The 25726-nt window shown below is 59.3% G+C and carries 27 protein-coding genes and 1 other RNA gene; 18 read left to right on the plus strand and 10 right to left on the minus strand.

Annotated elements, in window-relative coordinates:
• The first annotated feature begins 4 nt into the window (after positions 1-4).
• The 3 genes from tatB to ACP86_RS06545 are packed head-to-tail and all read left to right on the plus strand — an operon-like array spanning position 5 to position 1976.
• Positions 5-478, plus strand: a complete 474-nt coding sequence (gene tatB / locus ACP86_RS06535) for a Sec-independent protein translocase protein TatB (protein WP_014578406.1) — start codon at positions 5-7, stop codon at positions 476-478.
• Positions 475-1260: a twin-arginine translocase subunit TatC gene (tatC, locus tag ACP86_RS06540; RefSeq protein WP_014578407.1), complete on the plus strand. Its 786-nt coding sequence runs from the start codon at positions 475-477 to the stop codon at positions 1258-1260. Before tatB ends, tatC begins: the two co-directional genes overlap by 4 nt.
• Positions 1257-1976 (plus strand): 16S rRNA (uracil(1498)-N(3))-methyltransferase, encoded by a 720-nt coding sequence (locus tag ACP86_RS06545; protein WP_053113123.1) that lies wholly within the window; start codon positions 1257-1259, stop codon positions 1974-1976. Before tatC ends, ACP86_RS06545 begins: the two co-directional genes overlap by 4 nt.
• 13 nt (positions 1977-1989) lie before the next feature.
• Here the strand turns inward: ACP86_RS06545 and ACP86_RS06550 are convergent, their stop codons facing one another.
• From ACP86_RS06550 to ACP86_RS06570, 5 genes are read right to left on the minus strand one after another with little or no spacing between them, the layout of a single operon-like run.
• Positions 1990-2904: a DUF808 domain-containing protein gene (locus ACP86_RS06550; protein ID WP_053113124.1), complete on the minus strand. Its 915-nt coding sequence runs from the start codon at positions 2902-2904 to the stop codon at positions 1990-1992.
• Between the two features lie 19 nt (positions 2905-2923).
• Complete coding sequence (locus tag ACP86_RS06555) at positions 2924-4147, minus strand: FAD-dependent monooxygenase (RefSeq protein WP_053113125.1); 1224 nt, start codon at positions 4145-4147, stop codon at positions 2924-2926.
• Positions 4140-5423 carry a 2-octaprenyl-6-methoxyphenyl hydroxylase gene (gene ubiH, locus ACP86_RS06560; RefSeq protein ID WP_053113126.1) on the minus strand — a complete coding sequence of 428 codons (1284 nt, stop codon included), beginning with the start codon at positions 5421-5423 and terminating at the stop codon, positions 4140-4142. The genes ACP86_RS06555 and ubiH overlap by 8 nt, the downstream gene beginning before the upstream one ends.
• A 6-nt stretch (positions 5424-5429) precedes the next feature.
• Positions 5430-6749 (minus strand): Xaa-Pro aminopeptidase, encoded by a 1320-nt coding sequence (gene pepP, locus ACP86_RS06565; protein ID WP_014578412.1) that lies wholly within the window; start codon positions 6747-6749, stop codon positions 5430-5432.
• Positions 6750-6775: 26 nt separating this feature from the next.
• Positions 6776-7375 (minus strand): UPF0149 family protein, encoded by a 600-nt coding sequence (locus tag ACP86_RS06570; protein ID WP_053113127.1) that lies wholly within the window; start codon positions 7373-7375, stop codon positions 6776-6778.
• Positions 7376-7512: 137 nt separating this feature from the next.
• Here ACP86_RS06570 and ACP86_RS06575 point away from each other — a divergent pair, with 137 nt between their 5' ends.
• A complete protein-coding gene (locus ACP86_RS06575) occupies positions 7513-8091 on the plus strand; it encodes a ZrgA family zinc uptake protein (protein WP_053115481.1) in 579 nt (192 codons plus the stop codon).
• Between the two features lie 13 nt (positions 8092-8104).
• Here the strand turns inward: ACP86_RS06575 and ACP86_RS06580 are convergent, their stop codons facing one another.
• Positions 8105-8626, minus strand: a complete 522-nt coding sequence (locus tag ACP86_RS06580) for a DUF3299 domain-containing protein (protein ID WP_094182492.1) — start codon at positions 8624-8626, stop codon at positions 8105-8107.
• Between the two features lie 67 nt (positions 8627-8693).
• Between ACP86_RS06580 and ACP86_RS06585 the strand changes: the two genes are divergently transcribed.
• The 6 genes from ACP86_RS06585 (at position 8694) to ACP86_RS06605 (ending at position 12171) form a co-directional block, all read left to right on the plus strand.
• Entirely contained in the window at positions 8694-9410 is a 717-nt protein-coding gene (locus ACP86_RS06585; RefSeq protein ID WP_053113128.1) for an ABC transporter ATP-binding protein, read from the plus strand.
• Positions 9407-10681, plus strand: a complete 1275-nt coding sequence (locus ACP86_RS06590; RefSeq protein WP_053113129.1) for an ABC transporter permease — start codon at positions 9407-9409, stop codon at positions 10679-10681. The genes ACP86_RS06585 and ACP86_RS06590 overlap by 4 nt, the downstream gene beginning before the upstream one ends.
• A 103-nt stretch (positions 10682-10784) precedes the next feature.
• Entirely contained in the window at positions 10785-10991 is a 207-nt protein-coding gene (locus ACP86_RS06595; RefSeq protein WP_008170964.1) for a TIGR02449 family protein, read from the plus strand.
• Complete coding sequence (locus tag ACP86_RS06600; RefSeq protein ID WP_014578418.1) at positions 10991-11287, plus strand: cell division protein ZapA; 297 nt, start codon at positions 10991-10993, stop codon at positions 11285-11287. Before ACP86_RS06595 ends, ACP86_RS06600 begins: the two co-directional genes overlap by 1 nt.
• A gap of 62 nt (positions 11288-11349) precedes the next feature.
• Positions 11350-11531, plus strand: a non-coding RNA gene (gene ssrS, locus ACP86_RS22055) — 6S RNA.
• A 4-nt stretch (positions 11532-11535) separates the two neighbouring features.
• The gene (locus ACP86_RS06605) at positions 11536-12171 is read left to right on the plus strand and encodes a 5-formyltetrahydrofolate cyclo-ligase (protein ID WP_008170954.1); all 636 of its coding nucleotides are present in this window, start codon (positions 11536-11538) and stop codon (positions 12169-12171) included.
• Here ACP86_RS06605 and ACP86_RS22985 read toward each other — a convergent pair.
• Positions 12153-12314 carry a hypothetical protein gene (locus ACP86_RS22985; protein ID WP_008170953.1) on the minus strand — a complete coding sequence of 54 codons (162 nt, stop codon included), beginning with the start codon at positions 12312-12314 and terminating at the stop codon, positions 12153-12155. The two genes, ACP86_RS06605 and ACP86_RS22985, sit on opposite strands and share 19 nt — an antisense overlap.
• Before the next feature lie 269 nt (positions 12315-12583).
• Positions 12584-14119 carry a threonine ammonia-lyase, biosynthetic gene (gene ilvA, locus ACP86_RS06610; RefSeq protein ID WP_053113130.1) on the minus strand — a complete coding sequence of 512 codons (1536 nt, stop codon included), beginning with the start codon at positions 14117-14119 and terminating at the stop codon, positions 12584-12586.
• Positions 14120-14270: 151 nt separating this feature from the next.
• Here ilvA and rpiA point away from each other — a divergent pair, with 151 nt between their 5' ends.
• From rpiA to ppa, 3 genes are all read left to right on the plus strand, one after another.
• Positions 14271-14951: a ribose-5-phosphate isomerase RpiA gene (gene rpiA / locus ACP86_RS06615; RefSeq protein WP_053113131.1), complete on the plus strand. Its 681-nt coding sequence runs from the start codon at positions 14271-14273 to the stop codon at positions 14949-14951.
• Positions 14952-15097: 146 nt separating this feature from the next.
• On the plus strand, positions 15098-16237 hold the full coding sequence (locus tag ACP86_RS06620) for an acyl-CoA dehydrogenase family protein (protein WP_053113132.1): 1140 nt from the start codon (positions 15098-15100) through the stop codon (positions 16235-16237).
• Between the two features lie 474 nt (positions 16238-16711).
• Entirely contained in the window at positions 16712-17239 is a 528-nt protein-coding gene (gene ppa, locus ACP86_RS06625; RefSeq protein WP_008170949.1) for an inorganic diphosphatase, read from the plus strand.
• Positions 17240-17322: 83 nt separating this feature from the next.
• Here the strand turns inward: ppa and ACP86_RS06630 are convergent, their stop codons facing one another.
• Positions 17323-18375, minus strand: a complete 1053-nt coding sequence (locus ACP86_RS06630; RefSeq protein WP_014578424.1) for a DUF2333 family protein — start codon at positions 18373-18375, stop codon at positions 17323-17325.
• 7 nt (positions 18376-18382) lie between these two features.
• A complete protein-coding gene (locus ACP86_RS06635; protein ID WP_053113133.1) occupies positions 18383-20383 on the minus strand; it encodes an EAL domain-containing protein in 2001 nt (666 codons plus the stop codon).
• A 198-nt stretch (positions 20384-20581) separates the two neighbouring features.
• Between ACP86_RS06635 and ACP86_RS06640 the strand changes: the two genes are divergently transcribed.
• The 5 genes from ACP86_RS06640 (at position 20582) to prmA (ending at position 25711) form a co-directional block, all read left to right on the plus strand.
• Positions 20582-22195: a diguanylate cyclase gene (locus ACP86_RS06640; protein WP_008170942.1), complete on the plus strand. Its 1614-nt coding sequence runs from the start codon at positions 20582-20584 to the stop codon at positions 22193-22195.
• Between the two features lie 316 nt (positions 22196-22511).
• Positions 22512-22952, plus strand: a complete 441-nt coding sequence (gene aroQ / locus ACP86_RS06645; protein ID WP_008170941.1) for a type II 3-dehydroquinate dehydratase — start codon at positions 22512-22514, stop codon at positions 22950-22952.
• A gap of 27 nt (positions 22953-22979) precedes the next feature.
• Positions 22980-23447 (plus strand): acetyl-CoA carboxylase biotin carboxyl carrier protein, encoded by a 468-nt coding sequence (accB, locus tag ACP86_RS06650; protein ID WP_008170940.1) that lies wholly within the window; start codon positions 22980-22982, stop codon positions 23445-23447.
• Positions 23448-23465: 18 nt separating this feature from the next.
• Positions 23466-24812 (plus strand): acetyl-CoA carboxylase biotin carboxylase subunit, encoded by a 1347-nt coding sequence (gene accC / locus ACP86_RS06655; protein WP_014578428.1) that lies wholly within the window; start codon positions 23466-23468, stop codon positions 24810-24812.
• A 2-nt stretch (positions 24813-24814) separates the two neighbouring features.
• Positions 24815-25711, plus strand: coding sequence for a 50S ribosomal protein L11 methyltransferase (gene prmA / locus ACP86_RS06660; protein WP_008170937.1), 897 nt, complete (start codon positions 24815-24817; stop codon positions 25709-25711).
• The last annotated feature ends 15 nt before the right edge of the window (positions 25712-25726 follow it).

Below are 25726 nucleotides of genomic sequence, written 5' to 3' on the forward strand. Positions count from 1 at the left end.
CTGAATGTTCGATATCGGCTTTCTTGAGCTGCTGATCTGCGGCGTCATAGCGCTATTGGTACTCGGCCCCGAGCGCCTGCCTGCGGCCGCCCGTGCGGCTGGCCGCTGGGTGGGTGGTGCACGGCGCATGGTTGGCCAGTTCACCTCGGAACTGGACCGGGAGCTAAAAGCCGGCGAACTCCGCGACGAGCTTCGCAAGGCAGGAGATGTTGGCCTCGACGACGTTCAGAAAACCGTGCGTGGCGCCCTGGACGAAGCCAGGAAATACGAGCACATGATCCTGCCCGAGAACGAGACCCAGAAGCCAAGGCCTGCACCTGCGACACGGCGGGTATCCGGCCAGCCAAAGGCCTCTGAGGCTCCAGCGCAGGATCAGCCCGATGCTGGTAGCTCCTCGCAGACGCCAGATTCCGGCTCTGACGGAAACGAACAACCCAAACGCGAAACCCCGCAAAGTCCGCCGGATAATCGTTCATGAATGCAAAACCCGACGGCAACCAGCTGCCTCCGGAGCAGCAGGAAATGCCACTGATCGAGCACCTGCTCGAACTGCGTAATCGCCTTCTGAAAATGGTTCTTGCGGTGCTGGTCTGCTTCGCTGCCATTTATCCGTTTGCCAACGAACTTTACCTGTGGCTGTCGGAGCCCATCCGTTCCCTGTTGCCCGTTGGCCAGACCATGATCGCAACGGATGTTACGTCGCCCTTCTTCGCACCGCTGAAGCTGGCCCTGGTTCTGGCTGTGTTCGCTGCCATTCCGATCATTCTCTACCAGCTCTGGAGCTTTATTGCGCCGGGCCTCTACGCCCACGAAAAACGCCTGGCCTTTCCGCTGCTGTTTACCTCGGTCATCCTGTTTTACGCGGGCGCGGCGTTTGCCTATTACGTGGTTTTCCCGCTGGTGTTCGGCTTCTTTACTGCGATAGGCCCCGAAGGCATCGTCGAACTTCCGGACATCACCAGCTACCTCAATTTTGTACTCAAGATGTTCTTCGCCTTCGGTGTGGCCTTCGAAATTCCGATCGCCACGGTGCTGTTGATTCTCACCGGCGCCACCACGCCCGCCGATCTTGCAGCCAAGCGCCCCTACGTGGTGGTGGGCTGTTTCATCATCGGCATGCTGCTGACGCCGCCGGATATTATTTCCCAGACCCTTCTCGCGGTTCCCATGTGGATCCTGTTCGAGGTCGGTATCCTGTTCGGGCGGCTGGCAAAACGGGAAGTCGCAGACCCGGAAAGCGATGAGCCCGCCGGCGAATGAATCTGGCGTTACTGTTTGACGAGGATTTCGTGGCAACTGACCGTGCCGTTCTGCGCGGTCGACGCCTGGCGCACCTGCAGTCCGTGATCAAAGTGGTTGCTGGCGACACCGTGCCCGTCGGCCGCGCGGATGGCCAGTTGGGAACCGGCGAAGTGATCCGGCTTACCGATACCGAGGCGGAGCTGCGGGTGACGCTGGATCAGGCTCCGCCGCCGCCTCTACCGCTCACCCTGATACTCGCCATGCCCAGGCCCAAGATGTTCCGCCGTATCCTGCAAACCTGCGCTGCCCTCGGTGTGAAGGATCTCTGGCTGATCAACAGCTACAAGGTCGAGAAAAGCTTCTGGCAGACGCCATGGCTCTCAGACGAACAGCTTCGGGAGAACCTCACGCTGGGGCTGGAACAGGCAAAAGATACCCTGATGCCACAGGTGCATATCCGCAAGCTGTTCAAACCCTTCGTGGAAGATGAGTTGCCGGCGCTATTGGCGGATAAACGAGCCCTGGTAGCGCATCCCGGCACAAGCACCCCCTGCCCTGTGCACCTCAACCAGCCGACCGTGCTCTGCATTGGCCCGGAGGGTGGCTTCACGGCTTACGAAGTGGGCAAACTGGAAGAAGCCGGCTGCCAGAGCGTGCATCTCGGCCCCCGTATTCTGCGGGTCGAAACCGCGGTACCGGTACTGGTGAGTCGGCTGTTCGACGCCTGCCTCTAGAGCCCCGGCCTTCTCAGGCGTTCCTCGCCTGCCACCATCGCGTCAGTGGCGTGATAATGGCCACCAGTAGCGCACCTGCCAGCACACCGAACAGGCCATTGGCCACCGTTGGCACGAGCACACCAGCCACACCACTGAACCCCTCGGCAAAGTGATGAATAGCGTCGTATACCGGCGTCAGTCCGTGGGTAAGAATGCCACCGCCCACCAGAAACATTGCCAGAGTGCCCAGAATGGAGAGTGTCTTCATCAGATAGGGGGCCAGCCAGAGAATGCCTGAACCCAACTGCTGGAGCACCGGGTTCTCTTGCTGGCTGAGGTAGAGACCGCCGTCGTCCAGTTTCACGATCCCCGCCACCAGACCGTAAACACAGACCGTGATGAGGATGGCGACCACCGCCAGCACCATGAACTGCATGCCGATGGTCTGGGTCGTTACCGTTCCAAGGGTAATGGCAATGATCTCGGCAGACAGAATGAAGTCGGTGCGGATGGCGCCCTTGATCTTGTCTTTCTCGATCGCCCGCAAGTCGACGTCCGGGCTCTTCAGGGCTTCACGCAGCTCGCCTTTGCGCTTCTGGTCCTGCTCCCGGTGCAAAAACTTGTGCACCAGCTTCTCGAAGCCCTCAAAACACAGGAACGCACCGCCGAGCATCAGCAGAGGCGTTACCAGCCAGGGCATGAAAAAACTGATCGCAAGGGCCGCCGGCACCAGGATGGCCTTGTTGATCATGGAGCCGCGGGCAACCGCGAGGACCACTGGCAGTTCCCGGGCAGGCTTTACACCGGTCACCTGCTGGGCGTTGAGCGCCAGATCATCCCCCAGAACACCTGCGGTTTTCTTGGTGGCGGCTTTTGTCATCAGGGCAACATCGTCCAGAACGGTGGCGATGTCATCGATCAGAACCAGAAGGCTGCTTCCTGCCATTGGACAATTCCTTTTTTATTCAGCCGTTAAGCCCCATGGCCTCGGCAGCTATACGATTTTTCACCGGCCCCATCTGGTTGAGCCAGCGCAGGCCGGTATTTCGCAGCCAGCGGACCGGCAGCTCCTCACGGCCGAACAGCTGCTTGAAGCCCTCCATGGCGGCCATCATGGCGAGATTCTCGCCTTTCCGGCGGCGCTGATAGCGCGCCAGAACCAGCTCATTGGCTGGACTCAGGCCCGCCTTTTTGGCTCGCGAAAGCTCATCGAGCAGAGCCCGTACATCTCCGTAGCCAAGGTTGGCACCCTGTCCCGCCAGCGGATGGATGGTATGGGCCGCATCGCCGACGAGGGCAAAACCGGGGGCAATGTAGTCCTTCGCGTGGCGCTGTCGAAGCGGAAAGGCGAAGCGGCCGGAAATGGACTCCACCGATCCCAGCTCGCGCTCAATCGCACGCTCAAGTTCAGCGGCAAAGTCGGTGTCGTCCAAAGCCATCAGACGCCGCGCTTCCCCGGTATCCTGGGACCAGACAATGGAACAGTAATGCTCATCTCCGGACTCTGGCAGCAAGGGCAAAAACGCCAGCGGCCCGGTCGTCGAAAATCGCTGCCACGCGGTGAAACGGTGGCTCTGGCTGGTCTTCACCGTGCATACGATTGCCTGCTGGTCGTAGTCCCACTCACGCGTTGGCAGGCCAACCCAGTGGCGCAGACGGGAATTGGCACCGTCACAACCGACCAATAGCCCCGCCGACAAAGATCGACCATCCTCCAGCTCAACCGTATAAGTTCCAGACAACTGTTTACAGCCAGTAATCCTCGCGCCATCAATCAGTTCGACCGGACTTTGTTCCAAAGCCCTGAACAGTGATCGGACGATGCTGCGGTTCTCGACAATCGTTCCGAGGGCTCTCGCCTGCAGCTCGGCTGCCTCAAACTGTATTCGCCCCGTGCCGTCGCCATCCCAGACCGTCATGGTCTGGTAAGGACAGTGCCGACCGGCGGTCACCTCGGACCAGACTCCGAGTTGCTCCAGCAATTGCTGGCTCGCCACCGAAATGGCACTGACCCGTGGTTCAAAATCGGCAACGGTGGTGGCGGAGTCCGGCGCCTCAACCAGAGACTCATGGCCGGAACCTTCCACCAGCCCCACATGCCAACCCTGTCGTGACAGCCCGAGAGCCAGGGCGGAACCGATCATGCCACCGCCAGCCACAAGAATATCGAACGTTTGCGCCTCACTCATCAGCCGGCGCCTCCCGCTTCAGCTTACCCGGCCGCTCAATCACGGCCCGGCGGCCGCCCAGGCCCATGGCCTTGCGGGCAAACCAGCGTTTTGCCCCAGGCAACAGATCAAGACCCACCAGGCCGGCATCGCGGGCCGCCGCAACCGGCAGCATGGAATGCCCGAACAAACGCACAAGCGAATCGGAGAAGCGCACCGTCTGTTGCCAGTCTTCCCGATGCAGTGCCTGGTAGCCCTTCAGGACCTCGAGATCGCCAATCGACCTGCCCTGCTCTTCAGCCAGGCGAAACTGTTCGACCAGCGTCATGAGCCCTCTCAGCGCGAGATTGAAGCCCTGCCCGGCGACCGGATGCAGGGCATGGGCCGCATTGCCCACCAGGGCAACCCCAGGGCGTACCGGCTCGTCCACCGTCGTCAGGGTCAGCGGGTAATGGTGACAGGCGCCGATGCGGGTAAACCGGCCCAGACGCCAGCCAAACCGGTCCTGAAGCCAACGGCATTTCTCGTCGTCGGGCAGCGCCAGAACCTGCTGCAGAACCTCATCGGATAGCGTCCAGACCAGTGCCGATTGATGTCCGGCTCTGGTCGGTGATCCATGGGGCAAGAGAGCCATGGGACCGGCATCGGTAAATCGTTCAAAGGCAGTGAATCCGTGGCTGTCACTGGTAGAGACATTTGCGATCAGTGCGTTCTGGCCGTAGCTGTGACGATCCGGCCGGAACCCGAGCCTTTCCCGCAGACCGGAACGACCGCCATCTGCAACGACGAGGCAACGGGCCTTCAGTTCCGCGGTCTCTTCACCTTCTTCTGAGAGCTGAACACGGACGCCGCCGGGAATGGGCGTCATGTCCGTTACTTCTGCCGGCGCCCGCCACTGGACGTTGGTATCCAGAAGCTCACGCATCAGACACAGCCCCATCCAGCGATTGTCAGCCACGTACCCGAGCGCCGCCTGGCCATGCTCGGCAGCATGCAACCGTGTGGCGCCGAAATGGCCCCGATCTGAAACATGGATATGTTCGATGGGTGTGGCATGTTCGGCCAGCCTTTGCCACAGCCCCAGCTCCTCAAAGATTAACCGGGAGCCCCACGCCAGTGCGGTTGAACGGGCATCGTAACTCGGCTGGTAACTCTCCGGCAGGGCGTCGGGCGAGAGCGGGAAGGCCTCGACCACGGTCACGCGCAGTGACGGCACCATCCGTGCCAGCGCCAGAGCCAGGGTCGCTCCGGCGAGGCCACCGCCGGCAATGATCAGATCGGTATCAGGCTTGGTCACAGGCTGTCAGTCCGCCATCAGGGCTTCGATTTCGGCAATGGTTTTCGGCACCGCTTCGGTCAGGACCCGGCAGCCGTCTTTGGTCACCACCACATCGTCTTCGATGCGTATGCCAATGCCGCGCCATTTCTCATCCACGTCGGTGTTATCTGGCGCAATGTAGAGGCCTGGCTCGACGGTCAGGGCCATGCCGGGTTCCAGCTGGCGCCAGGCGTCACCGACCTTGTAATCGCCGACGTCGTGTACATCCAGCCCCAGCCAGTGGCCGGTTCGGTGCATGAAAAAGGGCTTGTAGGTTTCGTTGGCAATGGCATCTTCCAGGGTGCCGGACAACAGCCCCAGATCAATCAGGCCCTGGGTCAGTACTTCCAGCGCAGCCTCATGGGGCCGGTTCCAGTGATTTTCAGGCGAGACCGCCTCGATGGCCCGATACTGCGCCGCCAGCACCACCTCGTAGAGGGCCCGCTGTTCATTGCTGAACTTTCCACTGACCGGGAAGGTGCGCGTTATGTCGGAGGCGTAGCACTGGTATTCACAGCCGGCATCAATCAGCACCAGATCGCCGTCCTTCAGCGGTGCACTGTTCTCGATGTAATGCAGGATGCAGCCATTGGCGCCCCCGCCCACGATGGAGGGATAGGCCGTAGACCGTGCGCCATGCTCCATAAAGGTGTGGATAAGCTCGGCCTCGAGGTTGTACTCGAAGCCGCCCTTGCGGGCCCGTTTCATGGCCCGGCAATGGGCCTCGGCACTGATCTGGCCGGCCTTGGCCATGATCTTGATCTCATTGGCGCTCTTGTATAGCCGCAGATCATGAAGCAGGTGCTCCAGGGCTACGAACTCGCCCGGCGGATGGGCGCCGCTGCGAACCTTGCTGCGAATCATCTTCACCCAGTCCATGACACGGGCGTCAAAATGATCATCCTTGCCGAGGGGATAATACACCCGGCTGCGACCCTCGATCATGCCCGGCAGGATATCGTCGATGTCTGCAATCGGAAACGCATCGTCCAGGCCGTAGCGTTCGATGGCGCCTTCCGGGCCAACCAGGAAACCGTCCCAGAGCTCCTTCTGCGGATTGCGCTCTTTGCAGAACAGTACCGATTCCCCGTGTTCACGGCCCGGAATCAGCGCCAGGACGGCCTCCGGCTCACCAAAACCGGACAGGTAATGAAAATCGCTGTCCTGGCGGAACGGATGCAGCACGTCCCGATTACGGACACGCTCCGGAGCGGCCGGGATTATCGCAATACTGTCTGGCGCCATACGCTCCATCAGCTTGCGACGGCGCTCGGCAAACTCCTTCACGGGAATCATGGAGTTCATAGTCTCTCCTGCAATCAGGACCCGGCTCAGTGCAGGGTCGGCGAATCAGACTTCGGCGGTTCGGGGGCATTGAATTCGGTAAACACGGCGAGTGCCCCCAGCCGGATGTATTCGGTAATTTCCAGCAACTGCTGCTCGCTCTCGTCGTCCGCTTCTTCCTCTTCGGATAGCTGACTGATGGCCACCATATCCTCGATCAGCTCCCGGATCTCGTCGGGCGCCTGGCCAAGCGACTCGCCGGCCGACAATGCCATACCCTCGAGAAATCCCCGCACCCAGGAAACCAGGGCCTCCAGCCGCTGCTCGATGGCGTAGTCGTCATCCGGTAGTAAAGGATGGAAACTCATGTCGGCTGATTTCAAGAGCTCCAGGGTCTGCTCATAGGCCCGGTTCATGAACGGAGCAAGATCGTCAGACTCCTCGGCCGCGTCCTCAGCCAGCCCCATGTGCTCACACACCATTGCCAGCCACTCCGGCTCTTCAATACGGGATCCGGCCGCCAGTCGACCACAGAGCGCGCCGTGCAACTCGGATGGGTGGCTGAATGCCTTGTGAGCAGTAAAAACGTTGGCCCAGCGCTCGAATTCTGCAGCGCGGGCGGCACCGGAAGTGTCGGTTTCTGACATGAAACAGGCGGATCCTGTGTTGGTGAATTAGAGGCCTACTTTAGCATTCAGGCGATGCCAAGGCACTGCCTGTTGATTTTTATCCGGACAGAGAACAATATGTTATAACGTAACAATTGATCCTGCGAGACACTGCCATGACTTCTTCAAAGGTAACCAACGCCATCCTGGCCGCGACCATTCTGACTGCCGGCTCCACGTTCGCCAGCGACAACCCCGGCGCTCACCAGCACGGTCATGCCGAACTGCAACTGGCCATTGATGGCAACCAGATCGACCTGATTTTCACATCACCGGCCTACAACCTGCTGGGATTCGAACACCGCGCTCGCACGGAAGAGGAAAAGGCACTGGTCAACCAGACCACCACCTGGCTCGGAGAGACGCCACTGGTGGACACCGCCGAGGCCGGCTGCACAGTCATGAGTGCGGTGGTACACCATCAGGCCGGCAGTGATGATCACGGACACGATCATGGTCACGCCCACGACCACGATGACAAGCACTCGGGCGAGAACGGCTCCACCCACTCGGATTTCGAAGTCACCCAGACCCTGACCTGCGCCAGACTGAATGCTTCCGAGGCACTCTCTACACCGCTCACAGTGCGCTTTCCCGAGATTGAACACCTGAATGTCGAGTGGGTCTGGTCAGGAGGCCAGGGTTCAGGCCGCCTGGAGCGTGGAGAGACCAGCTTCAGGCCAGACGGCCGATAATGGGGCTCGCCAATTATTCCTCGTAGGGCTCAACCCCGGTTGCCACCATAGAGTACGAAGAGGTGCCAATGTCGTTCTCGGTACGGTCAATCACCAGTTTGCCCTCGATCCAGACCGGATCATACAGGGCCTCAAGCGTGAAACCTTCCTTGTACTTGACGTGAATGATCTGATTCGGAGGCGGTGGCGGCACATGAATACAGGCGCCGTAGTAGGGCACCAGGAAAAACTCCAGGATGCGCATATCCTCGGTCGTCTTCAGGGGCACCACGAAGCCGGGGATGCGCCCTTCCACACCGCCCATCTCCGGCACAACCCGACCGGTCATGATCTCGTCCGGCAACAGCGGCGGGCCATCGCCCTCGTGCTCAATCTCTGGCATATTCTCCAGCAGCGCCAGATCCTCGGCGGGCATCAGTTCAAGCCAGTCGATCTCCCGGGTTTCAGTCCGGCCTGTTGATGGAAGTACACACACCAGGGTAAGCGCGATGAAAAAAGGCAGCGCAAAGCGCGAACGTGCCGGGGCAGACATCATTGGACCAAAGACTCCTGAGATTACTATCCGGAAACCGCCATCATACACCGGGCCGACGGCAACCAACATGACCAGCAAGACAGACTCAGCCAGCAACAGTTCCCGAAGCACAGAAACTGCGATGGAAGTCAGCGGGCTCGCCTTTTCCTGGGATCCTGTCCAGCCCCGCCTCAGCTTTCCGGACATCATACTGAAACGCGGCGAACACCTTTTCCTCCACGGCCCGAGCGGCAGTGGCAAAAGCACGCTGCTCAGCCTGTTGGCAGGCATGCTTCGGCCGGCCTCTGGCACTGTCCGCGTACTCGGAACCGATATCCACCGGCTCGGTGCCGGCGCCCGCGACCAGTTCCGGGCCGACCACATGGGCGTGATCTTCCAGCAGTTCAATCTGGTGCCCTACCTGAGCACACGAGCCAACGTCACCCTGCCCTGCGGACTTTCTGAACTGCGCAGAGAGCGCACCGAACCGACCGTCGAAGACGAGGCTGAGAGATTGCTTGCCGCCCTGTCCATCCCCGCGGACCACTGGCAGAGGAAAGTCACCAGGCTGAGTATTGGCCAGCAGCAACGTATCGCAGCCGCCCGGGCGCTGATTGGCGCGCCCGGCCTGATTCTCGCGGACGAGCCGACTTCCGCACTGGATGCCGACAACCGGGACCGTTTCCTGGAACTGCTTCTAACTCTTGCGCACCGGCACAACACCTCGGTTCTGTTCGTCAGTCACGACCAGTCCCTGGCCCGCCATTTCGATAATCAGCTGGAACTGCAGGGTGACCGGACATGAAAGCACGCCTGGCCCTGACACTCGCCCTGGCCAGCCTCTGGCACCGGAAAAAAGTACTGGCCCTGGTGTGCCTGACCCTGACCCTGAGCGTTTCCCTGTTGCTGGGCATCCAATACCTCCGCACGGAGGTCAAGCAGTCCTTCACCAGCACCATCAGCGGTACAGACCTGATCATCGGCGCCCGAAGTGGCCAGTTGAACCTGCTGTTGTACACCGTGTTTCATATTGGCGATGCCACCAACAACATTCGCTGGTCGACCTATCAGGGCCTGAAACAGGATAACCGCCTGGCCTGGCTGATTCCGATTTCCCTGGGAGACAGCTACCGGGGTAATCGTGTGGTCGCCACAGATGAGAACTTTTTCAAGCACTTCCGCTACGGCCGCGACCTGCCCCTCGAACTGGATGAAGGCCAGTGGTTTGAAGGCGTCTTTGATGTAGTGTTGGGTGCCGGCGTTGCCCGCTCGCTGGCGCATCAGGTGGGCGAGCAGATCGTGCTATCCCATGGCGGTGGACGCACCAGTTTCTCCAACCACGAAGACACGCCGTTTACCGTCACCGGCATACTGGCGCCCACTGGCACGCCGGTGGACCAGGCCGTGTATATCAGCCTGGATGGCATGGAGGCCATGCACGTAGGCTGGGAATCCGGGGTCGCCATCCCCGGACGGACAATCACACCGGAGCAGGCAAAGGGCCGAGATTTCACACCCGATGCCATTACCGCCGTGTTCGTTGGTATCGACCGGCAAATCCTGACCTTCCGCATACAGCGGGAAATCAACCAGTTTGCCGGCGAGCCGCTCTCGGCCATACTTCCGGGAGTCGCCCTCAGTGAACTCTGGCGGCTGATGGGCCAGTTTGAGCGAGCACTGCTGGGCATAACCGGTTTTGTCGTGGTAACCAGCCTGATCGGGCTGATTGCCGTACTTCTGACCCTCCAGGCCCAGCGGGCCCATGAAATTGCGGTGCTGCGGGCAACCGGTGCCTCTCCGGCGCTGATTGCCTCACTTTACATCCTCGAGTGCGTGGTTCTTGCCCTTGCCGCCTGCGTGATGGCTTTGGCCCTTGGCATGGCGGGCCTTGCACTGGCGAGCCCATGGTTACTGGCCAACTATGGCCTGCAGATTGAGCTTCGCCCATTAACGCCCGAGGAATGGACTTTAATGGCCCTGGTTCCGGTTGCCGCCTTCACCGTGGCGCTGATACCCGCCTTCAACACATGGCGCCAGATCCGCCGGCTGGGCTTTGGCGAGGCAGCAGATCAGTGATGGGCATCACGCAGGGAACGCAATGACAAGCCTGTAAATTGACCGACTTAGCGTCCACACTTATAGTTGAGCTTAATATCATAAAACCACTGCTGGGCACGTCATGGAACAGTCCGAAGTACAGGCATTAGCGGACAAGCTGGACAGGCTGATTGAACGCTGTCAGAAACTTGAGCGGGACAACGCCACATTGCGGGAACTGCAGGACGACTGGAACCGGGAACGGGCCCAGCTGGTGCAGAAGAACGATCACGCGAAGCACAAGATCGAAGCCATGATCAGCCGCCTTAGGGCCCTGGAGCATCACTGATGGCACAGCAATCCACCACGGTTGAGGTGAAAATCCTCGACAAGGAATACCTGGTCGCCTGCCCCGAGGAAGAACAGGAGGCACTGCTGCGTGCCGCCCGGCATCTGGACAGCAAAATGCGGGAAATCCGCGCCGGCGGCAAGGTTTTTGGTACCGAGCGCATTGCTGTAATGGCCGCTCTCAACATAACCCACGAACTGCTCGAGCGCGACACCATGTCCGATGCCACCAGCACCTTGCTGCGAGCCATGGACAACAAACTGGACGGAGCGCTGGGTGATGGCTCCGGTCGTTAAATCCCCGGAGAATCTCAGACAGGTGTTGCAATCGGCCCCGACACTGCCCGTATAATGAGAACAACTTCCTGGGCTGTTCGGGATAGTCGGATACGTCCTCGAGCCGATGCGCACTACCCAGGTGGCTACTTCAGGGCATTGTGAGCACGTCCCCGACAGGGGAAAGCCTAATATGTCACAGCGGCCACCGACCTTGAACTTTGGGTTCAAGGGCCACATCCGATAACGGCAGCCCGGGAAGCTTTATTTTGAGCCAGTTTATCGAGCCTCAACCGTTCCAGTCCCACCCTGATACCCTGTCGCGCAGTGAACTTCGCAAACGCCTGCGGCAGAATCGTCGCGACCTGAGCGCTGAAAAACAGCAACAGGCCGCCGAGCACCTGGCCCTCAATCTGCTGAAGAATCCAGACCTGCACCGGGCCCGGCACATTGCCATCTATCTGCCCAACGACGGCGAAATTGATCCCCACGTATACCTGGACATCGCCCGGCGCAAGGGCATCCGCTTCTACCTGCCGGTACTCCATCCGATTCATGAAGGCAGGCTGGTGTTCAGCCCCTACTACGATGGCGTGGAACTCACCGCCAACCGGTTTGGCATTCCCGAGCCAGGGTTCAGCAAAGGCCTGCGGCGCCCGGCCTGGGCACTGGATGCAGTACTGTTTCCGTTAGTGGGGTTTGACGAACAGGGCGGAAGACTGGGGATGGGAGGAGGCTTTTACGACAGAACATTTGCCTTCAGCCGGATACGGCCAAGGCTGGCGCCGAAGCTGATTGGCCTGGCCCACGATTTCCAGAAAGTTAAGAAGCTGCCAATAGAGCCCTGGGACGTGCCCCTTCACAGCGTAGTGACCGATAAGCGACGTTACCGGTTCAGCGGCTGATTCATGACTTGAACGGAGCCAACCAGATTGGCCGCTCGTGCGTCTTTATCTTCGGAGGCGTGGATGGATGTGAAACCAGTAATCACAAGGCCGATGGCAAAAATCAGCACAATGGCTTTGATGATGTCAGGCTTGCCGCCCATGGCTTCAGTTCCTCAAAATGCGGTTTTAAAAGTGTCGGGAAATCAGATAGCTATTCTTGACTTCAAGAATCAGAAGAAAGACTAACACCTATCTGTACTTTTACAATTTTTCACAGATTAAAATTCAGTAAGCTTTGCATTCGGGGACCGGCCAGGGTCTGGCAGGGCTTTCCAAAACACGCTGTGGATACATCCCTGTACGCTTGGCTCCGCCATCCATGGCTCCGCACAGTTTTGGAAAGCCCTGCCAGACCCTGCCCTACCCAGAGTTAACTTGAACGCGCGTTGCCCTGCCCAAGAAACAGCTGATAGGCCTCGTTGTCCGTCATGTTGTCATAGCGGAAGCCAACCTTATCCAGCATTTTCTCGAAATCCTGCACTTCATCGTCGTCCACCTGGGCGCCCAGCAGAACACGGCTGTAGGCTGCACCGTGGTTGCGGTAGTGGAACATGGAGATATTCCAGCGGGTACCAAGAGACATCAGGAACTTCAGCAACGCCCCCGGACGCTCCGGGAACTCGAACTGGAACACCTTTTCGTTGGTGATGGTCGGCGCGTGGCCGCCCACCATGTGACGGATGTGCTGCTTGGCCAGATCGCTGTCGGTTAAATCGACCACCGAGTATCCGCTCTCCCGAAGATCCTGAACCAGATCCTCGCGGCCGTGACCACCCGCGGCAATCTGGATGCCAACGAAAATCGTGGCATTGGTAGCATCGGCGTAGCGGTAATTGAACTCGGTGATGCTGCGCTTGTGCAGGGCGTTGATGAAGGTCTTGAACGCGCCCGGTTTCTCCGGAATGGTCACCGCCAGGATGGCCTCGCGTTTCTCGCCCACTTCCGTGCGTTCGGAGATGTAGCGCAGACGGTCGAAGTTCATGTTGGCACCGCTCAGGGTGGCAATCAGGTTCTCGCCCTCGACTTTCTCGCGCTCGATGTATTTCTTGATGCCGGCCACACCCAGGGCACCGGCCGGCTCGGCAATGGAGCGGGTATCCTCGAACACATCCTTGATGGCCGCGCAGATTTCGTCGGTGGATACGGTGATCACCTCGTCCACGTGGCCCTTGCAGATCTCCCAGGGGTACTTACCAATCTGCTTGACTGCCACACCATCAGCAAAGATGCCCACTTCATCGAGCACCACGCGTTTGCCCGCTTTCATGGCGGCCTGGAGGCAGTTGGAGTCCTCCGGTTCGACACCAATCACCTTGATCTCGGGGCGCAGATACTTGATGTAAGCGGCCATGCCGGCAATCAGCCCGCCGCCACCAACACAGATGAAGATGGCGTGGATCGGCTTGCTGAACTGCCACATGATTTCCATGGCCACCGTGCCCTGGCCGGCGATCACATCGGGATCATCGTACGGCGGAATGTAGGTGTAGCCGTGCTTTGCGATCAACTCCTGAGCGTGGGCCGCCGCCTCGTCGAAGGCATCGCCCTTGAGAACCACCTTGGCACCGTGATCCCGTACCGAACGCACCTTGATCTCCGGCGTGGTCTGCGGCATCACAATTACCGCCTTGATCCCGAGATTCTTGGCAGCCAGCGCCACACCCTGGGCATGATTTCCGGCCGACGCACAAATGACACCCTTGGCCTTCTGCTCCTCGGAAAGCTGCGCAATCCGGTTATAGGCACCACGAATCTTGAAGGAAAACACCGGCTGAAGGTCTTCACGCTTGAGCAGAATATTGTTGCCAAAGCGCTTGGACAGACTGCGGGCTTCAGTCAGGGGTGTTTCGATGGCCACGTCATAGACGCGCGCATCGAGAATCTTCTTGATGTAGCGTTGCGGCATAGCAGTTCCGGCTTTTGGTCGATGTGTGAGTGATGACTGGCTGAGAAAAACCCACAGTGTAGAAAGTTTGCACGGCAGCCGTCTATAAGCAGAGGGCTCTTAAGCGCTATAATGCCGGCAAAGCCAACCTGATTTACAGCCGGAGCCAATGATGAACCAGGACGAACTGAAAAAAGCCGTCGCCAAAGCCGCCATTGATTACATTGCTCCTCGTCTTGATAGCGAGAGCGTGATCGGTGTGGGCACTGGTAGCACGGCCAATTTCTTCATCGACATGCTCGCGGAACTCAAGACCGAGTTTGACGGCGCCGTTGCCAGCTCGGAGGCCACCGCCGAGCGTCTGAAAAGCCACGGCATCCCGGTTTACGACCTTAACAGTGCCGGAGAACTGGAGTTCTATGTGGACGGCGCTGACGAAACCAACGACCGCCTGGAACTGATCAAAGGCGGCGGTGCCGCGCTGACCCGGGAAAAAATCGTGGCCGCGGTTGCCAAGACCTTCATCTGCATTGCCGATGACTCCAAGATGGTCGGCGTATTGGGCAAATTCCCGCTTCCGGTCGAAGTCATTCCCATGGCCCGGAGCCATGTTGGCCGGGAAATCGTGAAACTGGGCGGTGATCCGGTCTATCGGGAAGGGGTAGTGACCGACAACGGCAACATTATCATCGACGTCCACAACATGGACATTTCCCAACCGATCCGAGTCGAAGAAAAGCTTAACAACATCGTCGGCGTGGTCACCAATGGCCTGTTCGCCCGCCGCCGCGCTGATCTCCTGCTGCTGGGAACAAAGGACGGCGTGAAAAGCATCTCCAGCGAAGGCGCCTGACCGACTTCTGTCGCTCCTCGATGTCGAAGCTGGCCTTTCGGGCCAGCTTTTTTATTGCCTGAATGAACGAACAACCAAGCGCTTGCTTGGTAATAATATTTAGGCGACACTGCTTCCCATTGATTCCGATCAGGGAGAGCCAGACCGTGTCCGAATACTTCAACGAAACCCATCAGCAGGTCCGCGCGACCGCCCGCAAGTTCATCGAAACCCACGTGTTGCCGCACATCGACGACTGGGAAGAAGCGGGTGAATTTCCCCGGGATCTCTACAAAAAAGCCGGGGATGCAGGTTTGTTGGGCATTGGCTTTCCGGAAGCATTGGGGGGCATCGGAGAGGGCGACATTTTCCTGAAAGTAGCCGTTTCTGAAGAGCTTATGCGCTCCACATCAGGCGGTCTCGTCGCTGGCCTGGGGTCTCTGGATATCGGGCTGCCGCCAGTCGCCAGATGGGCAAAAAAGGACATCCGTGAACAGATCGTGCCGCCGGTGCTGCGGGGCGAAAAAATTGCCGCCCTGGCAGTGACCGAACCCGGCGGAGGTTCCGATGTCGCCAACCTCAAAACCCGGGCCGTCCGCGATGGCGACCATTACATTGTAAACGGCAGCAAAACCTTCATCACCAGCGGCATCCGCGCCGACCACTATACGGTTGCTGTACGCACCGGTGGAGAAGGCCACGGCGGTATCAGCCTGTTGTTGATCGACCGGGACATGCCCGGATTCTCCACCGGCAAGAAACTGCGAAAAATGGGCTGGTGGGCCAGCGATACCGCCGAGCTGTTTTTCGAGGACTGCCGCGTGCCGGCCGACCGCCTGATCGGCGCCGAAAACGCCGGCTTCATCGCCATCATGAGCAATTTCCTGTTCGAGCGTCTCAGCTTGGCCATCATGGCCTACATGACCGCCCAACTGGCCTACGAAGCGGCGCTGGAATACACCCAACAACGCACGGCGTTCGGCCGCAATATCACGGGCTTCCAGGTGACCCGCCACAAGCTTGTGGATATGGCGACCCAGATCGACGTAGCCCGGGAATACACCTACCGCTGCGCCGCCCTGATGCAGGCGGGCAAAAACCCCATCAAGGAAGTGGCGATGGCCAAGAACTTCTCGGTGGATGTCTGCGAAAAGGTCACCCGGGAAGCGGTGCAGCTGTTCGGTGGCATGGGGTATATGCGGGAAACCGTCGTCGAGCGCCTCTATCGGGATGCCAAGATTCTCTCCATCGGCGGCGGCACCACCGAGATCATGAAGGAACTCATTGCCAAGCAGATCAAGCTCTGAGCTGTGGGTTCCGCGTTCGCCCTCTTGTCCTGACCCAGCTTGCTGGGTTTTGGTGGCGGGGCATGTCAGTGGCTGTTCCAAAACACGCTACGAGCACATCCATGTGCGCTTGTTTCGGGCCATCCATGGCCCTCTACAGTTTTGGAACAGCCACTGACACGCCCCGTTCGAACACTTTGCAATCCTCGTGTTGAATATTGCGTTCTTTGTTTCGGGTTTACTTCAACGGTTTTCCTCAAAGGTTCGGGCGGGTATCTGGCGGGGCTTTCCGAAAACGTGGAGCGCCAGGGATGGCGCGACCGAGCCCTACAGGGACGTATTCACGGGCGTTTTTCGGAAAGCCCCGCCAGATAGCCGCGTGCACCCAACTCAACGACCAAGGTTTAGTTTCGAACTGCAGGATACTCCCGTATAATTGCGCCCACTTTTTAACCGCAGTTAAACGTACCTTTAACGTACCAGGAAGGATCGCACATGCAATTCGACAACATCCCCGCAGGCAAGAACCCGCCTGAAGACATCTACGTTGCTATCGAAATCCCGGCCAACAGCTCCCCGGTGAAGTACGAACTGGACAAAGACATGGGCGCCCTGCTGGTAGACCGCTTCATGGCGACCCCCATGTTCTACCCGGCCAACTACGGTTTCATCCCGCACACCCTGGCCGACGACGGTGACCCCCTGGACGTACTGGTTGTAACCCCCTACCCGATCCAGGCCGGTTCCGTGATTCGCTGCCGCCCCGTGGGTGTGCTGAACATGGAAGACGAAGCCGGTGGCGACGCCAAGCTGGTTGCAGTTCCCCATGACAAGCTGACCACCACTTACCATGACGTGAAGGAAATTGACGATCTGCCCGAGCTGCTGCGCGACCAGATCAAGCATTTCTTCGAGAACTACAAGACGCTCGAGCCCGGCAAGTGGGTAAAAGTGCAAGGCTGGGACAACGCCGACGCCGCCAGGAAAGCCATCGTGGATTCCGTTAACGCCTACAAAGGCTAAGCCGGACTCTTCTTGGTTTGATGGCATAAAAAAACCGGGCTTAGCGCCCGGTTTTTTTGTTTCTGGATCGAACTCTCCTGTCATCAGCCCCGGGACAGCAGGTCCCGCATGTCACTGATCGCCGAGTTGGCGCGGGAAAGGTAGGCGGCCATGGTCAGCGAGTGGTTGGCCAGTACGCCAAAGCCGCTGCCATTGAGAATCACCGGGCTCCACATTTCGCCCTGAGCGCCCTCAAGCTCGATGATCACCTGCCGTACGCTGGCCATGGCGTTCTTGTCCTGCAGCACTTTCCGGAAATCCACTTCAATTGCCCGGAAGATGTGCAGAAGCGCCCAGGAGCTGCCGCGGGCCTCATAGAAAACGTCATCAATTTTGGTCCAGGGTGTCTTCACGTCTTCTCCGGTCGCTTCCTCAGCAAGAGGATCACCGGAGTTCATGGTGATCACCGAGTCTGATACCGATGCCTTGCCGACACTCTCACCAAGTGTACGGGACAGACTTCCCAGGCGAGTCTCCAGGTCCGCCAACCAGTTGCTCAGGTTATCCGCTCGGGCGAAAAACTGGGCGTCGGCCTGTTCCGGGCTCGACAGCCGGTCAAGGTAACGCTTCAGAGCGGTAATACCCCGACGGTACTCGGCCTCGGTAGACGGGATTGCCCAGCTCTCGCTGTCGAAATGGAACTGGGGCTCGGCGATCGTCAGATCCCGATCTTCCGCGGACTGACTTTGCGAGCGGCTGATGTCTTTGCGCATGGCGCGCGAAAGATCCCGAAGCTGAACCAGAACGCCGTACTCCCAGTTCGGCATGTTATCCAGCCAGAGTCCAGGCGGGAAAATGTCGTTGGAAATATAGCCACCAGGCTTGTCTAACAGGGTTTCTGCGATACGAATCATGGTGACCGTGGTGGCAAAGCCGGTAATGGGCTCCCTTTCCATCGTGTTGGCCACCGACCTCGTGTGCTCGCGCACCGAGAAGGTGTCCGGCTCGCTGCTCCAGATCATGCCGAGCACCAGCGCCACCAGTAGGTAGACCACAACCAACGCCAGAATCAGTTTGCCAATTACGCCGCTGCCGCCGGCATAATCCTGAACATCGTCTTTCTTGTCCTTGAAGTACTGTCTGATTTTGCCTGGCATATGACTTTTAATCCCCTGTCTGTTGATTGTCAGCGGCAAACGGCCTGCCCAGATGGTAACCCATGGCCCCGTCGATACCCAGTTTACAGAGTACCGAGTATTCCGCGGCAGTTTCCACTCCTGTGGCGAAGACTTTCACGCCACGACTGTGAGCGATGGCCACCACAGACTCAAGGTAGAAGCGGTTATCTTCATGGGTGTCGATATTGTGGATGAAGCTGTTGTCGATACGCAGGGCCTGAAACCTCAGATTTCTCAGGTAACTGAACGGTACGCCTCCCACCCCGAAGCGGTCGACCAGTACCGGAACACCGAGTCGCCCCAACGCCCGGACCAGTAGGCCCACCGCGGTCCGGTGGTGATGGATTGCCTGTTCTGAAATACCGATCCAGAGATTCCGTGCCGGCGAACCAGCCTGCCGCAGCTGGTCCAGCAAATCCGTGCGAAATGCCTCGCTGGCCACGGAGGCATTGCCAAGCGAGACCGCCAGCGGCTGATCCGGGCTCTGTTTCAGGCAATCGAGCACCCGCTGGACCAGCAGACGATCAAGTTCCGAGATCAGCCCGAAACGCTCAGCCATTGGTACAAAAGTGCCTGCCTTCAAGGCCCCTTCGGCGGAATCGATCCGGGAAAACACCTGATGATAGACCGGCATGAGCCGGCCCTCGTTCACCATAGGCTGGAGCCACAGCGACAGGGCCTGCCGGCGGATCGCCTGACTGATAATCACCCGCCAGGTTTCGAGGTTGTGATGGCCGTCCTTTTCAGGGTCAGCCAGATGGCAGCCACTCTCGGCCCTGCTCTGGGCAGCGCGCAATGCTTCGTCCGCGGCCGCCATCAGATCCCGGGCACCACGGCCGTCCAGCGTTCTCGCCAGCCCGGCATGAACAGCGGTATCCATCGGCGAAGCAAGATCTGCATAGACCCCATCGAGGTCCGTGACCAGCTGACGACACCAGACACCGGCATCAGCCGGCATCGCACCGGGCAGAAAAATGGCAAATTCGGCGCCCGTTCGGCGCCCGGCAAACGACCCGGCATGCTGCATGACGAATTCGCCAATCCAGGTTGCCACCCGCAGCAGCAGGCGGTCGGCCTCGCTCCGGCCATAGGCCTGGTTATATCCCGAAAAGTCGGCCAGTTGAATCAGCATGAGAATTCCGGGTGCCGCCTTTTCCTCGGACTCCACCTCCACCTTCAGGCGCTGGTCGAAGGCACTCCGGCTGGCCAGCCCGGTGACCGAATCCTCGTTGTTTACCCGGCGCAGGTGCTGAATGAGTTTCGCCTGGCCTTCGAAGAGCTGGCCGAGGTCATCCGCCATCCGGTTCATGGCGTCGGTCACCTGATTGATCTCGCGGGTCGACTTGATAGAGACCCGCCTCCTGAAATCCCGCTGCCCGAGGGCCTTTGCCTGATCCTCCAGTGCATGAAGCGGGCGCAGGGTACGACGAAGCAGAAGGAAAACCGCAAACAGTCCAATCCCCCCGATGACGGCAGTACTGGCAGTCAACCCGACGGTGATTCGCCAGAGGTCCTCATAGGCGCGACCGGGATGGCTGATTACCTGCACGGTTCCCAGACGGCTCCAGCCACGGACGACTTCTGCCTCGGCAACTGGCAGCGGAAGATCTGCGAGGTCGCGGAACCAGGCGGGGACAGCCACTTTATTGAGCGTCATGGCCCGACCGGCAACCTGCTCGCCCTGATGATTCAGATAGCTGACTGACAGGTAGCGGCCACTATCAAACACCGCATCAATGAGGGAGGCGGAGGCGACCGGATCGCGGCCGTCGATGGCATTGGACAGGGACAACCCGATGGCCGTGGCCCCGTCACGGGCATGACCTGCCAGCTGATCCGAGACATAGTCCCGGAAATAACCGTAGCTGGTGATAAACACCGCAACCAACAGGGTAACCAGCAGACTTCCGGTCAACACCAGAAGCAGGGTTCGCAATGTGACCGCACCCTGTTGCGTCTGCTTCAGGGGGATGTGCTTCCGTGCCATGGGGAGCTTCTCCGCATTGGCTGTGAGCCAGCCGGCCAGGTGTTTGTGACCTGCACCGCAGAGTTGACAAACATTTACATAGCGCAACCTACGCCGACAACATTAAACACTATAGACTCTGCAAAAGGACTAAGGTTGAAAAATCGTCCACACCGGGAAAGGACGACCAATAATGAAAAAGAGACAGGCCCGAGCAACATGAACGACGAAAGCCAGAAAGAAAAACTCAGGCAGCATTTCGCACGCCGTGTGACAACCCAGGCCCGGGTTGTTCTGGATACCTGGCAGAAAATTCACGAGGACCGGGACAAGGCTTCGGCCCACCGCAACGAGTTCGCCGCGGCTACGGACAAACTGGTGCGCTACGCCCAGCGGTTTGAAATGGACAGCCACGCCCGGGCCGGTCAGACCACGCTGGCGCTGATCAACCAGTGGGAACCCGGATCTGCCCTGAACGAGAGCCTCGAGCGACAACTGCAGGATGCCATCGAGACCTTGTCCCAGAGCACTCTGCGCAGGACCGACCTCAACAGTTCTGAAGCGCCCCACCAATTTCGTCGAACCCCGGTTTACATTGCCCTGGCCAACCAGGAAATGGCAGCCCGCCTGATCCGGCAGCTGGAATTCTTCGGCTTCCGGGCATCCGCTTTTGCCAATGCCGATGAACTGACCGAAGCCTGCGCACTGCACAAGCCGGAAACCATCCTGGTAGACGTCAATTTTGGCGGCTCGCCCAATGCCGGCATTACCACCATCGAACGCCTGCAGGAACGACACGATACGCCGATTCCGATTATTTTCATGAGTGACGAGGACGGTTCTATCGAGACCCGTCTGCAGGCTTCCCGCTGCGGCGGGGAAGAGTTCTTCTACCCTGCTGTCGATCCGGGGCAACTGATCGAAAAGATCGAGACCTACACCCACGGCAACACCGTGGAGCCCTACAAGGTCCTGGTTCTGGATGATTCCCGGGCCCAGGCGAAATATATGGAAACGGTTTTGAAGAAAGCGGGTATGACCGCCCACATCATCACCGACCCGATGCAGATCATCCACGCCCTGGAGGAGTTCTCGCCGGAGATCATCATCCTGGACATGTATATGCCGGGCTGTACGGGCATGGAAATCGCCCGGGTGATCCGCCAGCAGGACCGTTTTCACAGCGTGCCCATCATTTACCTCTCGGCCGAGGAAGACGTGACGAAACAGCTCCATGCCATGAGCCTGGGCGGCGACGACTTCCTGACCAAACCGATCGACCCGAAACACCTGATTGCCACGATCCACAATCGCGGGCGACGCGCCCGCTCGTTGCTGGCCCTGATGATTCGCGACAGCCTGACGGGCCTGTTCAACCACACCCACACCCTCCACCTGCTGGACCAGGAGATCGTGCGGGCGCGCCAGAAACAACAGCCGCTGTGCTTTGCGATGATCGACATCGACTATTTCAAGAAGGTGAACGATACCTTTGGCCACCCGATCGGCGACCGGGTACTGCGCAGCCTGTCGATGTTCCTCAAACAACGCCTGCGCAAGACCGACCACATCGGACGCTACGGTGGTGAGGAATTTGCCATCATCCTGCCCAACACCCGTCCGAGCGATGCCCGGAACGTTCTCAATGAAATCCGGGAGCGATTCTCCGAGTTGCAGCAACCGGCCGGCGACCGGGAATTCAATGTCACCTTCAGTTGTGGCATCGCAGCCTGGGACGACGACACTTCCCAGGCACTGTGCGAGCGGGCCGACCGTGCGCTGTACAGCTCCAAGGAGCTTGGCCGCAACTGCGTAACCCTGGCAGATTCCTGAATCCGGGCCGTGCCGCGGCCCGAATCCCTCCCCCCAGACTTTTCAGACAATTTTCGGTCGGGCATGGCTCAGTCACTGCCCGGCTGCTACCTTTTATGAAACCAACGTCGTATGGAAGTTCGTTCCGCCGTTCACGACAATGATTGTCATCAGCGGAAAGATCCCGTTTCGATTCATTTGCCGGCTTTTTACGACCAATGGACAACAGGAACGATTGTCAAAAAGTGTTGATCTGAACAAAACAAGCACGCACCATTGGGGGAACATGCCGTTAAAATCGGCGATCCTGTAAAAAGACATCAAGGCAGACAGAACCATGTCGACAATTCTCGTGCTCCACGGACCCAACCTCAACATGCTCGGTACCCGCGAGCCGGAGGTCTATGGTTACGAGACACTGGCAGACATCGACGACCGGTTGCGCTCACTGGCAGCAGAGCATGGGCATCATCTGCTGCACCTGCAATCAAATGCCGAATACGAACTGATTGAGCGGGTTCACGAGGCCCGGGCGGAAGGCGTGGACTTCATCATCATCAACCCCGCCGCCTTCACCCATACCAGCGTTGCCCTGCGCGACGCCATGCTGGCCTCGGGAATTCCATTTATAGAAGTGCATCTTTCGAACGTGCATGCCCGGGAACCGTTCCGGCATCACTCCTATTTCTCGGATATCGCCGAAGGCGTTATCTGTGGGCTGGGTAGCCAGGGGTACGACCTCGCACTCCAGGCAGCCCTGAAACGCATTCACCGATAGACCTGACAAAACGGGACTGGACTGACTATGGATATTCGTAAAATCAAGAAACTGATTGAGCTGCTCGAGGAATCTGACGTCGAGGAGCTGGAGATTCACGAGGCCGACGATTCGGTACGCATCTCCCGCCGGCGTGAACCGGCTGCCGGCACCCAGTACGTGAGCCACTACCCTGCGCCAGCGCCTGCCCAGCAGCCAGCTCCGGCGCCGGCAGCGTCCGCTCCGGCTTCGGAAGAGTCCTCTGCGCCAGCGGCCCCGGCCGGACACAGCGTGAAGTCTCCCATGGTAGGCACTTTCTATCGCTCACCCTCGCCCACCGCCAAGGCGTTTGTGGAAGTTGGCCAGACCGTCAATGTGGGTGATGTCATCTGCATCGTGGAAGCCATGAAGATGATGAACCAGATTGAGGCCGACAAGAGCGGCACCATCCAGGACATCCTGGTCGAGAATGGCCAGCCGGTTGAGTTTGACCAGCCCCTGGTCGTCATTTCCTGAACGCGGTGATAGCTACTCATGGCCATGTTAGAAAAAGTTCTGATCGCAAACCGGGGTGAAATTGCCCTCCGGATTCTGCGCGCCTGCAAGGAGCTGGGCATCAAGACAGTGGCAGTGCATTCCCAGGTCGATCGCGACCTGATGCACGTACGGCTTGCCGACGAGTCTGTCTGTATTGGCCCGAACAGCGCGACCGACAGCTACCTGAACATCCCTACCATCATCAGCGCCGCCGAGGTAACCGATTCCGTGGGTATTCACCCCGGCTACGGCTTCCTTGCCGAGAACGCCGATTTTGCCGAACAGGTGGAAAAGAGCGGGTTCCGCTTCATCGGCCCCAAGGCCGAGACTATCCGGCTGATGGGCAACAAGGTGTCCGCCATCAACGCCATGATCAAGGCCGGCGTTCCGACCGTGCCGGGCTCCGATGGCCCGCTGGACGACGATGAAGAGCGGACCCTGAGGATTGCCAAGGAAATTGGCTACCCCGTCATGATCAAGGCGGCTTCCGGTGGCGGCGGCCGCGGGATGCAGGTGGTCCATTCTGAAGCGGCCCTGCTCAAGGGTGTCCAGATCACCCAGAGCGAGGCCAAAAATGCCTTCGGCGACCCGACGGTTTACCTCGAGAAGTTCCTGGAAGCCCCGCGTCACGTGGAAGTGCAGGTACTTGCCGACATGCATGGCAACTGCATTCACCTGGGCGATCGCGACTGCTCCATGCAGCGCCGGAACCAGAAGGTAATAGAGGAAGCACCGGCTCCGAACATCAATCCGGAATCCCGGGAACGCACCCTGAAAGCCTGTACCGATGCCTGTAAGGAAATCGGTTATGTGGGCGCCGGTACGTTCGAGTTCCTGTATCAGGACGGCGAGTTCTATTTCATCGAAATGAACACCCGTGTCCAGGTAGAACATCCGGTCTCCGAGATGGTCACCGGTGTTGATATCGTCCGCGAACAGCTCCGCATTGCCAGCGGCCTTCCGCTGCAATACACCCAGGACGACATCCGGATTTCCGGCCACGCCATGGAGTGCCGGATCAACGCCGAGGATCCGAAAACCTTTATCCCCAGCCCCGGCAAGGTTAAACACTTCCATGCCCCGGGCGGTAATGGTGTGCGGGTGGATTCTCACCTGTACAGCGGTTACACGGTTCCCCCCTACTACGATTCCCTGGTGGCCAAACTGATCACCTGGGGCGACGACAGGGACATTGCCCGGCGCCGGATGAAGAACGCGCTGGACGAACTGGTGGTCGAGGGCATCAAGACCAATCAACCACTGCATCGGAAACTGGTACGCGATGGTGGCTTTAAACAGGTAGACTTCACCATCCACTACCTTGAGAAACTGATGCGGGATTAATCATGCCCTGGATACAACTCCAGATCCCGGCTGATCCGGACAACGCGGATCAGCTGGAGGATCTGCTCATGGAGATGGGCTCTGACGCCGTCTCCATGGAAGATGCCGCCGACCAGCCCCTCTATGAGCCGGACCCCGGCACCACCCCTTTATGGAGCCAGACAACGGTGACCGGGCTGTTCGATTCCGGCCGGGATATCGAGCAGCTCTGCGCCGATATCCGGGATGCCTGGCACCAGCAAACCCAGCAGGCCCTTCCGGAAATCGACGTCACTCTGGTTGAGGACAAGGATTGGGAACGGGCCTGGATGGACGATTTCCAGCCCCTGAAATTCGGCGAGCGGCTCTGGATCGTCCCGAGCTGGCATGACGCACCTGACCCGGATGCGGCGAATCTGATGCTGGACCCCGGTCTGGCCTTCGGTACCGGCACCCATCCAACCACGGCCCTCTGCCTCGAATGGCTTGATGGCCAGGATCCCCATGGCAAGCAGGTGATCGATTACGGCTGTGGCTCCGGCATTCTCGGCCTTGCGGCCCTGCTCCTTGGCGCAGACCATGTGATTGGTGTCGATACCGACCCGCAGGCCCTCGAAGCCAGCCGGGAAAACGCCCGCCGCAACGGTGTCGAAGACAGCAAGCTGGACCTGTTCCTGCCAGACAACGAGCCCGAGACCAAAGCCGACATCATGCTTGCCAACATCCTGGCCCAGCCCCTGATCGGCCTTGCTCCCCATCTTGCCTCGCGGACCAGGCCCGGCGGCGATCTGGTGCTGTCCGGCATCCTGTCTAACCAGGCCCGGGAAGTAATGGCCGCCTATGAGCCATGGTTCGTCATGGACGAGCCCGAGCAGCGGGAAGAGTGGATACGCCTCACAGGACGGCGCCACGACAGATGACGAAACCGGTCTTAA

Source organism: Marinobacter sp. CP1 (genome assembly GCF_001266795.1).
In the GTDB taxonomy this organism is placed as follows: domain Bacteria; phylum Pseudomonadota; class Gammaproteobacteria; order Pseudomonadales; family Oleiphilaceae; genus Marinobacter; species Marinobacter flavimaris.

Excerpts from the sequence above, each read along its gene's own strand:
- pepP (WP_014578412.1), bottom strand. The coding sequence starts at position 6,749 with ATGAACTCCATGATTCCCGTGAAGGAGTTTGCCGAGCGCCGTCGCAAG.
- ACP86_RS06570 (WP_053113127.1), bottom strand. The coding sequence starts at position 7,375 with ATGTCAGAAACCGACACTTCCGGTGCCGCCCGCGCTGCAGAATTCGAG.
- ACP86_RS06590 (WP_053113129.1), top strand. The coding sequence starts at position 9,407 with ATGAAAGCACGCCTGGCCCTGACACTCGCCCTGGCCAGCCTCTGGCAC.
- ACP86_RS06580 (WP_094182492.1), bottom strand. The coding sequence starts at position 8,626 with ATGATGTCTGCCCCGGCACGTTCGCGCTTTGCGCTGCCTTTTTTCATC.
- ACP86_RS06555 (WP_053113125.1), bottom strand. The coding sequence starts at position 4,147 with ATGAGTGAGGCGCAAACGTTCGATATTCTTGTGGCTGGCGGTGGCATG.
- accB (WP_008170940.1), top strand. The coding sequence starts at position 22,980 with ATGGATATTCGTAAAATCAAGAAACTGATTGAGCTGCTCGAGGAATCT.
- ACP86_RS06630 (WP_014578424.1), bottom strand. The coding sequence starts at position 18,375 with ATGCCAGGCAAAATCAGACAGTACTTCAAGGACAAGAAAGACGATGTT.
- tatB (WP_014578406.1), top strand. The coding sequence starts at position 5 with ATGTTCGATATCGGCTTTCTTGAGCTGCTGATCTGCGGCGTCATAGCG.
- ppa (WP_008170949.1), top strand. The coding sequence starts at position 16,712 with ATGCAATTCGACAACATCCCCGCAGGCAAGAACCCGCCTGAAGACATC.
- ACP86_RS06545 (WP_053113123.1), top strand. The coding sequence starts at position 1,257 with ATGAATCTGGCGTTACTGTTTGACGAGGATTTCGTGGCAACTGACCGT.
- ACP86_RS06575 (WP_053115481.1), top strand. The coding sequence starts at position 7,513 with ATGACTTCTTCAAAGGTAACCAACGCCATCCTGGCCGCGACCATTCTG.
- ACP86_RS06585 (WP_053113128.1), top strand. The coding sequence starts at position 8,694 with ATGACCAGCAAGACAGACTCAGCCAGCAACAGTTCCCGAAGCACAGAA.
- rpiA (WP_053113131.1), top strand. The coding sequence starts at position 14,271 with ATGAACCAGGACGAACTGAAAAAAGCCGTCGCCAAAGCCGCCATTGAT.
- ACP86_RS06635 (WP_053113133.1), bottom strand. The coding sequence starts at position 20,383 with ATGGCACGGAAGCACATCCCCCTGAAGCAGACGCAACAGGGTGCGGTC.
- aroQ (WP_008170941.1), top strand. The coding sequence starts at position 22,512 with ATGTCGACAATTCTCGTGCTCCACGGACCCAACCTCAACATGCTCGGT.
- ACP86_RS22985 (WP_008170953.1), bottom strand. The coding sequence starts at position 12,314 with ATGGGCGGCAAGCCTGACATCATCAAAGCCATTGTGCTGATTTTTGCC.
- ACP86_RS06640 (WP_008170942.1), top strand. The coding sequence starts at position 20,582 with ATGAACGACGAAAGCCAGAAAGAAAAACTCAGGCAGCATTTCGCACGC.
- ilvA (WP_053113130.1), bottom strand. The coding sequence starts at position 14,119 with ATGCCGCAACGCTACATCAAGAAGATTCTCGATGCGCGCGTCTATGAC.
- prmA (WP_008170937.1), top strand. The coding sequence starts at position 24,815 with ATGCCCTGGATACAACTCCAGATCCCGGCTGATCCGGACAACGCGGAT.
- accC (WP_014578428.1), top strand. The coding sequence starts at position 23,466 with ATGGCCATGTTAGAAAAAGTTCTGATCGCAAACCGGGGTGAAATTGCC.
- ACP86_RS06595 (WP_008170964.1), top strand. The coding sequence starts at position 10,785 with ATGGAACAGTCCGAAGTACAGGCATTAGCGGACAAGCTGGACAGGCTG.
- ACP86_RS06600 (WP_014578418.1), top strand. The coding sequence starts at position 10,991 with ATGGCACAGCAATCCACCACGGTTGAGGTGAAAATCCTCGACAAGGAA.
- ACP86_RS06550 (WP_053113124.1), bottom strand. The coding sequence starts at position 2,904 with ATGGCAGGAAGCAGCCTTCTGGTTCTGATCGATGACATCGCCACCGTT.
- tatC (WP_014578407.1), top strand. The coding sequence starts at position 475 with ATGAATGCAAAACCCGACGGCAACCAGCTGCCTCCGGAGCAGCAGGAA.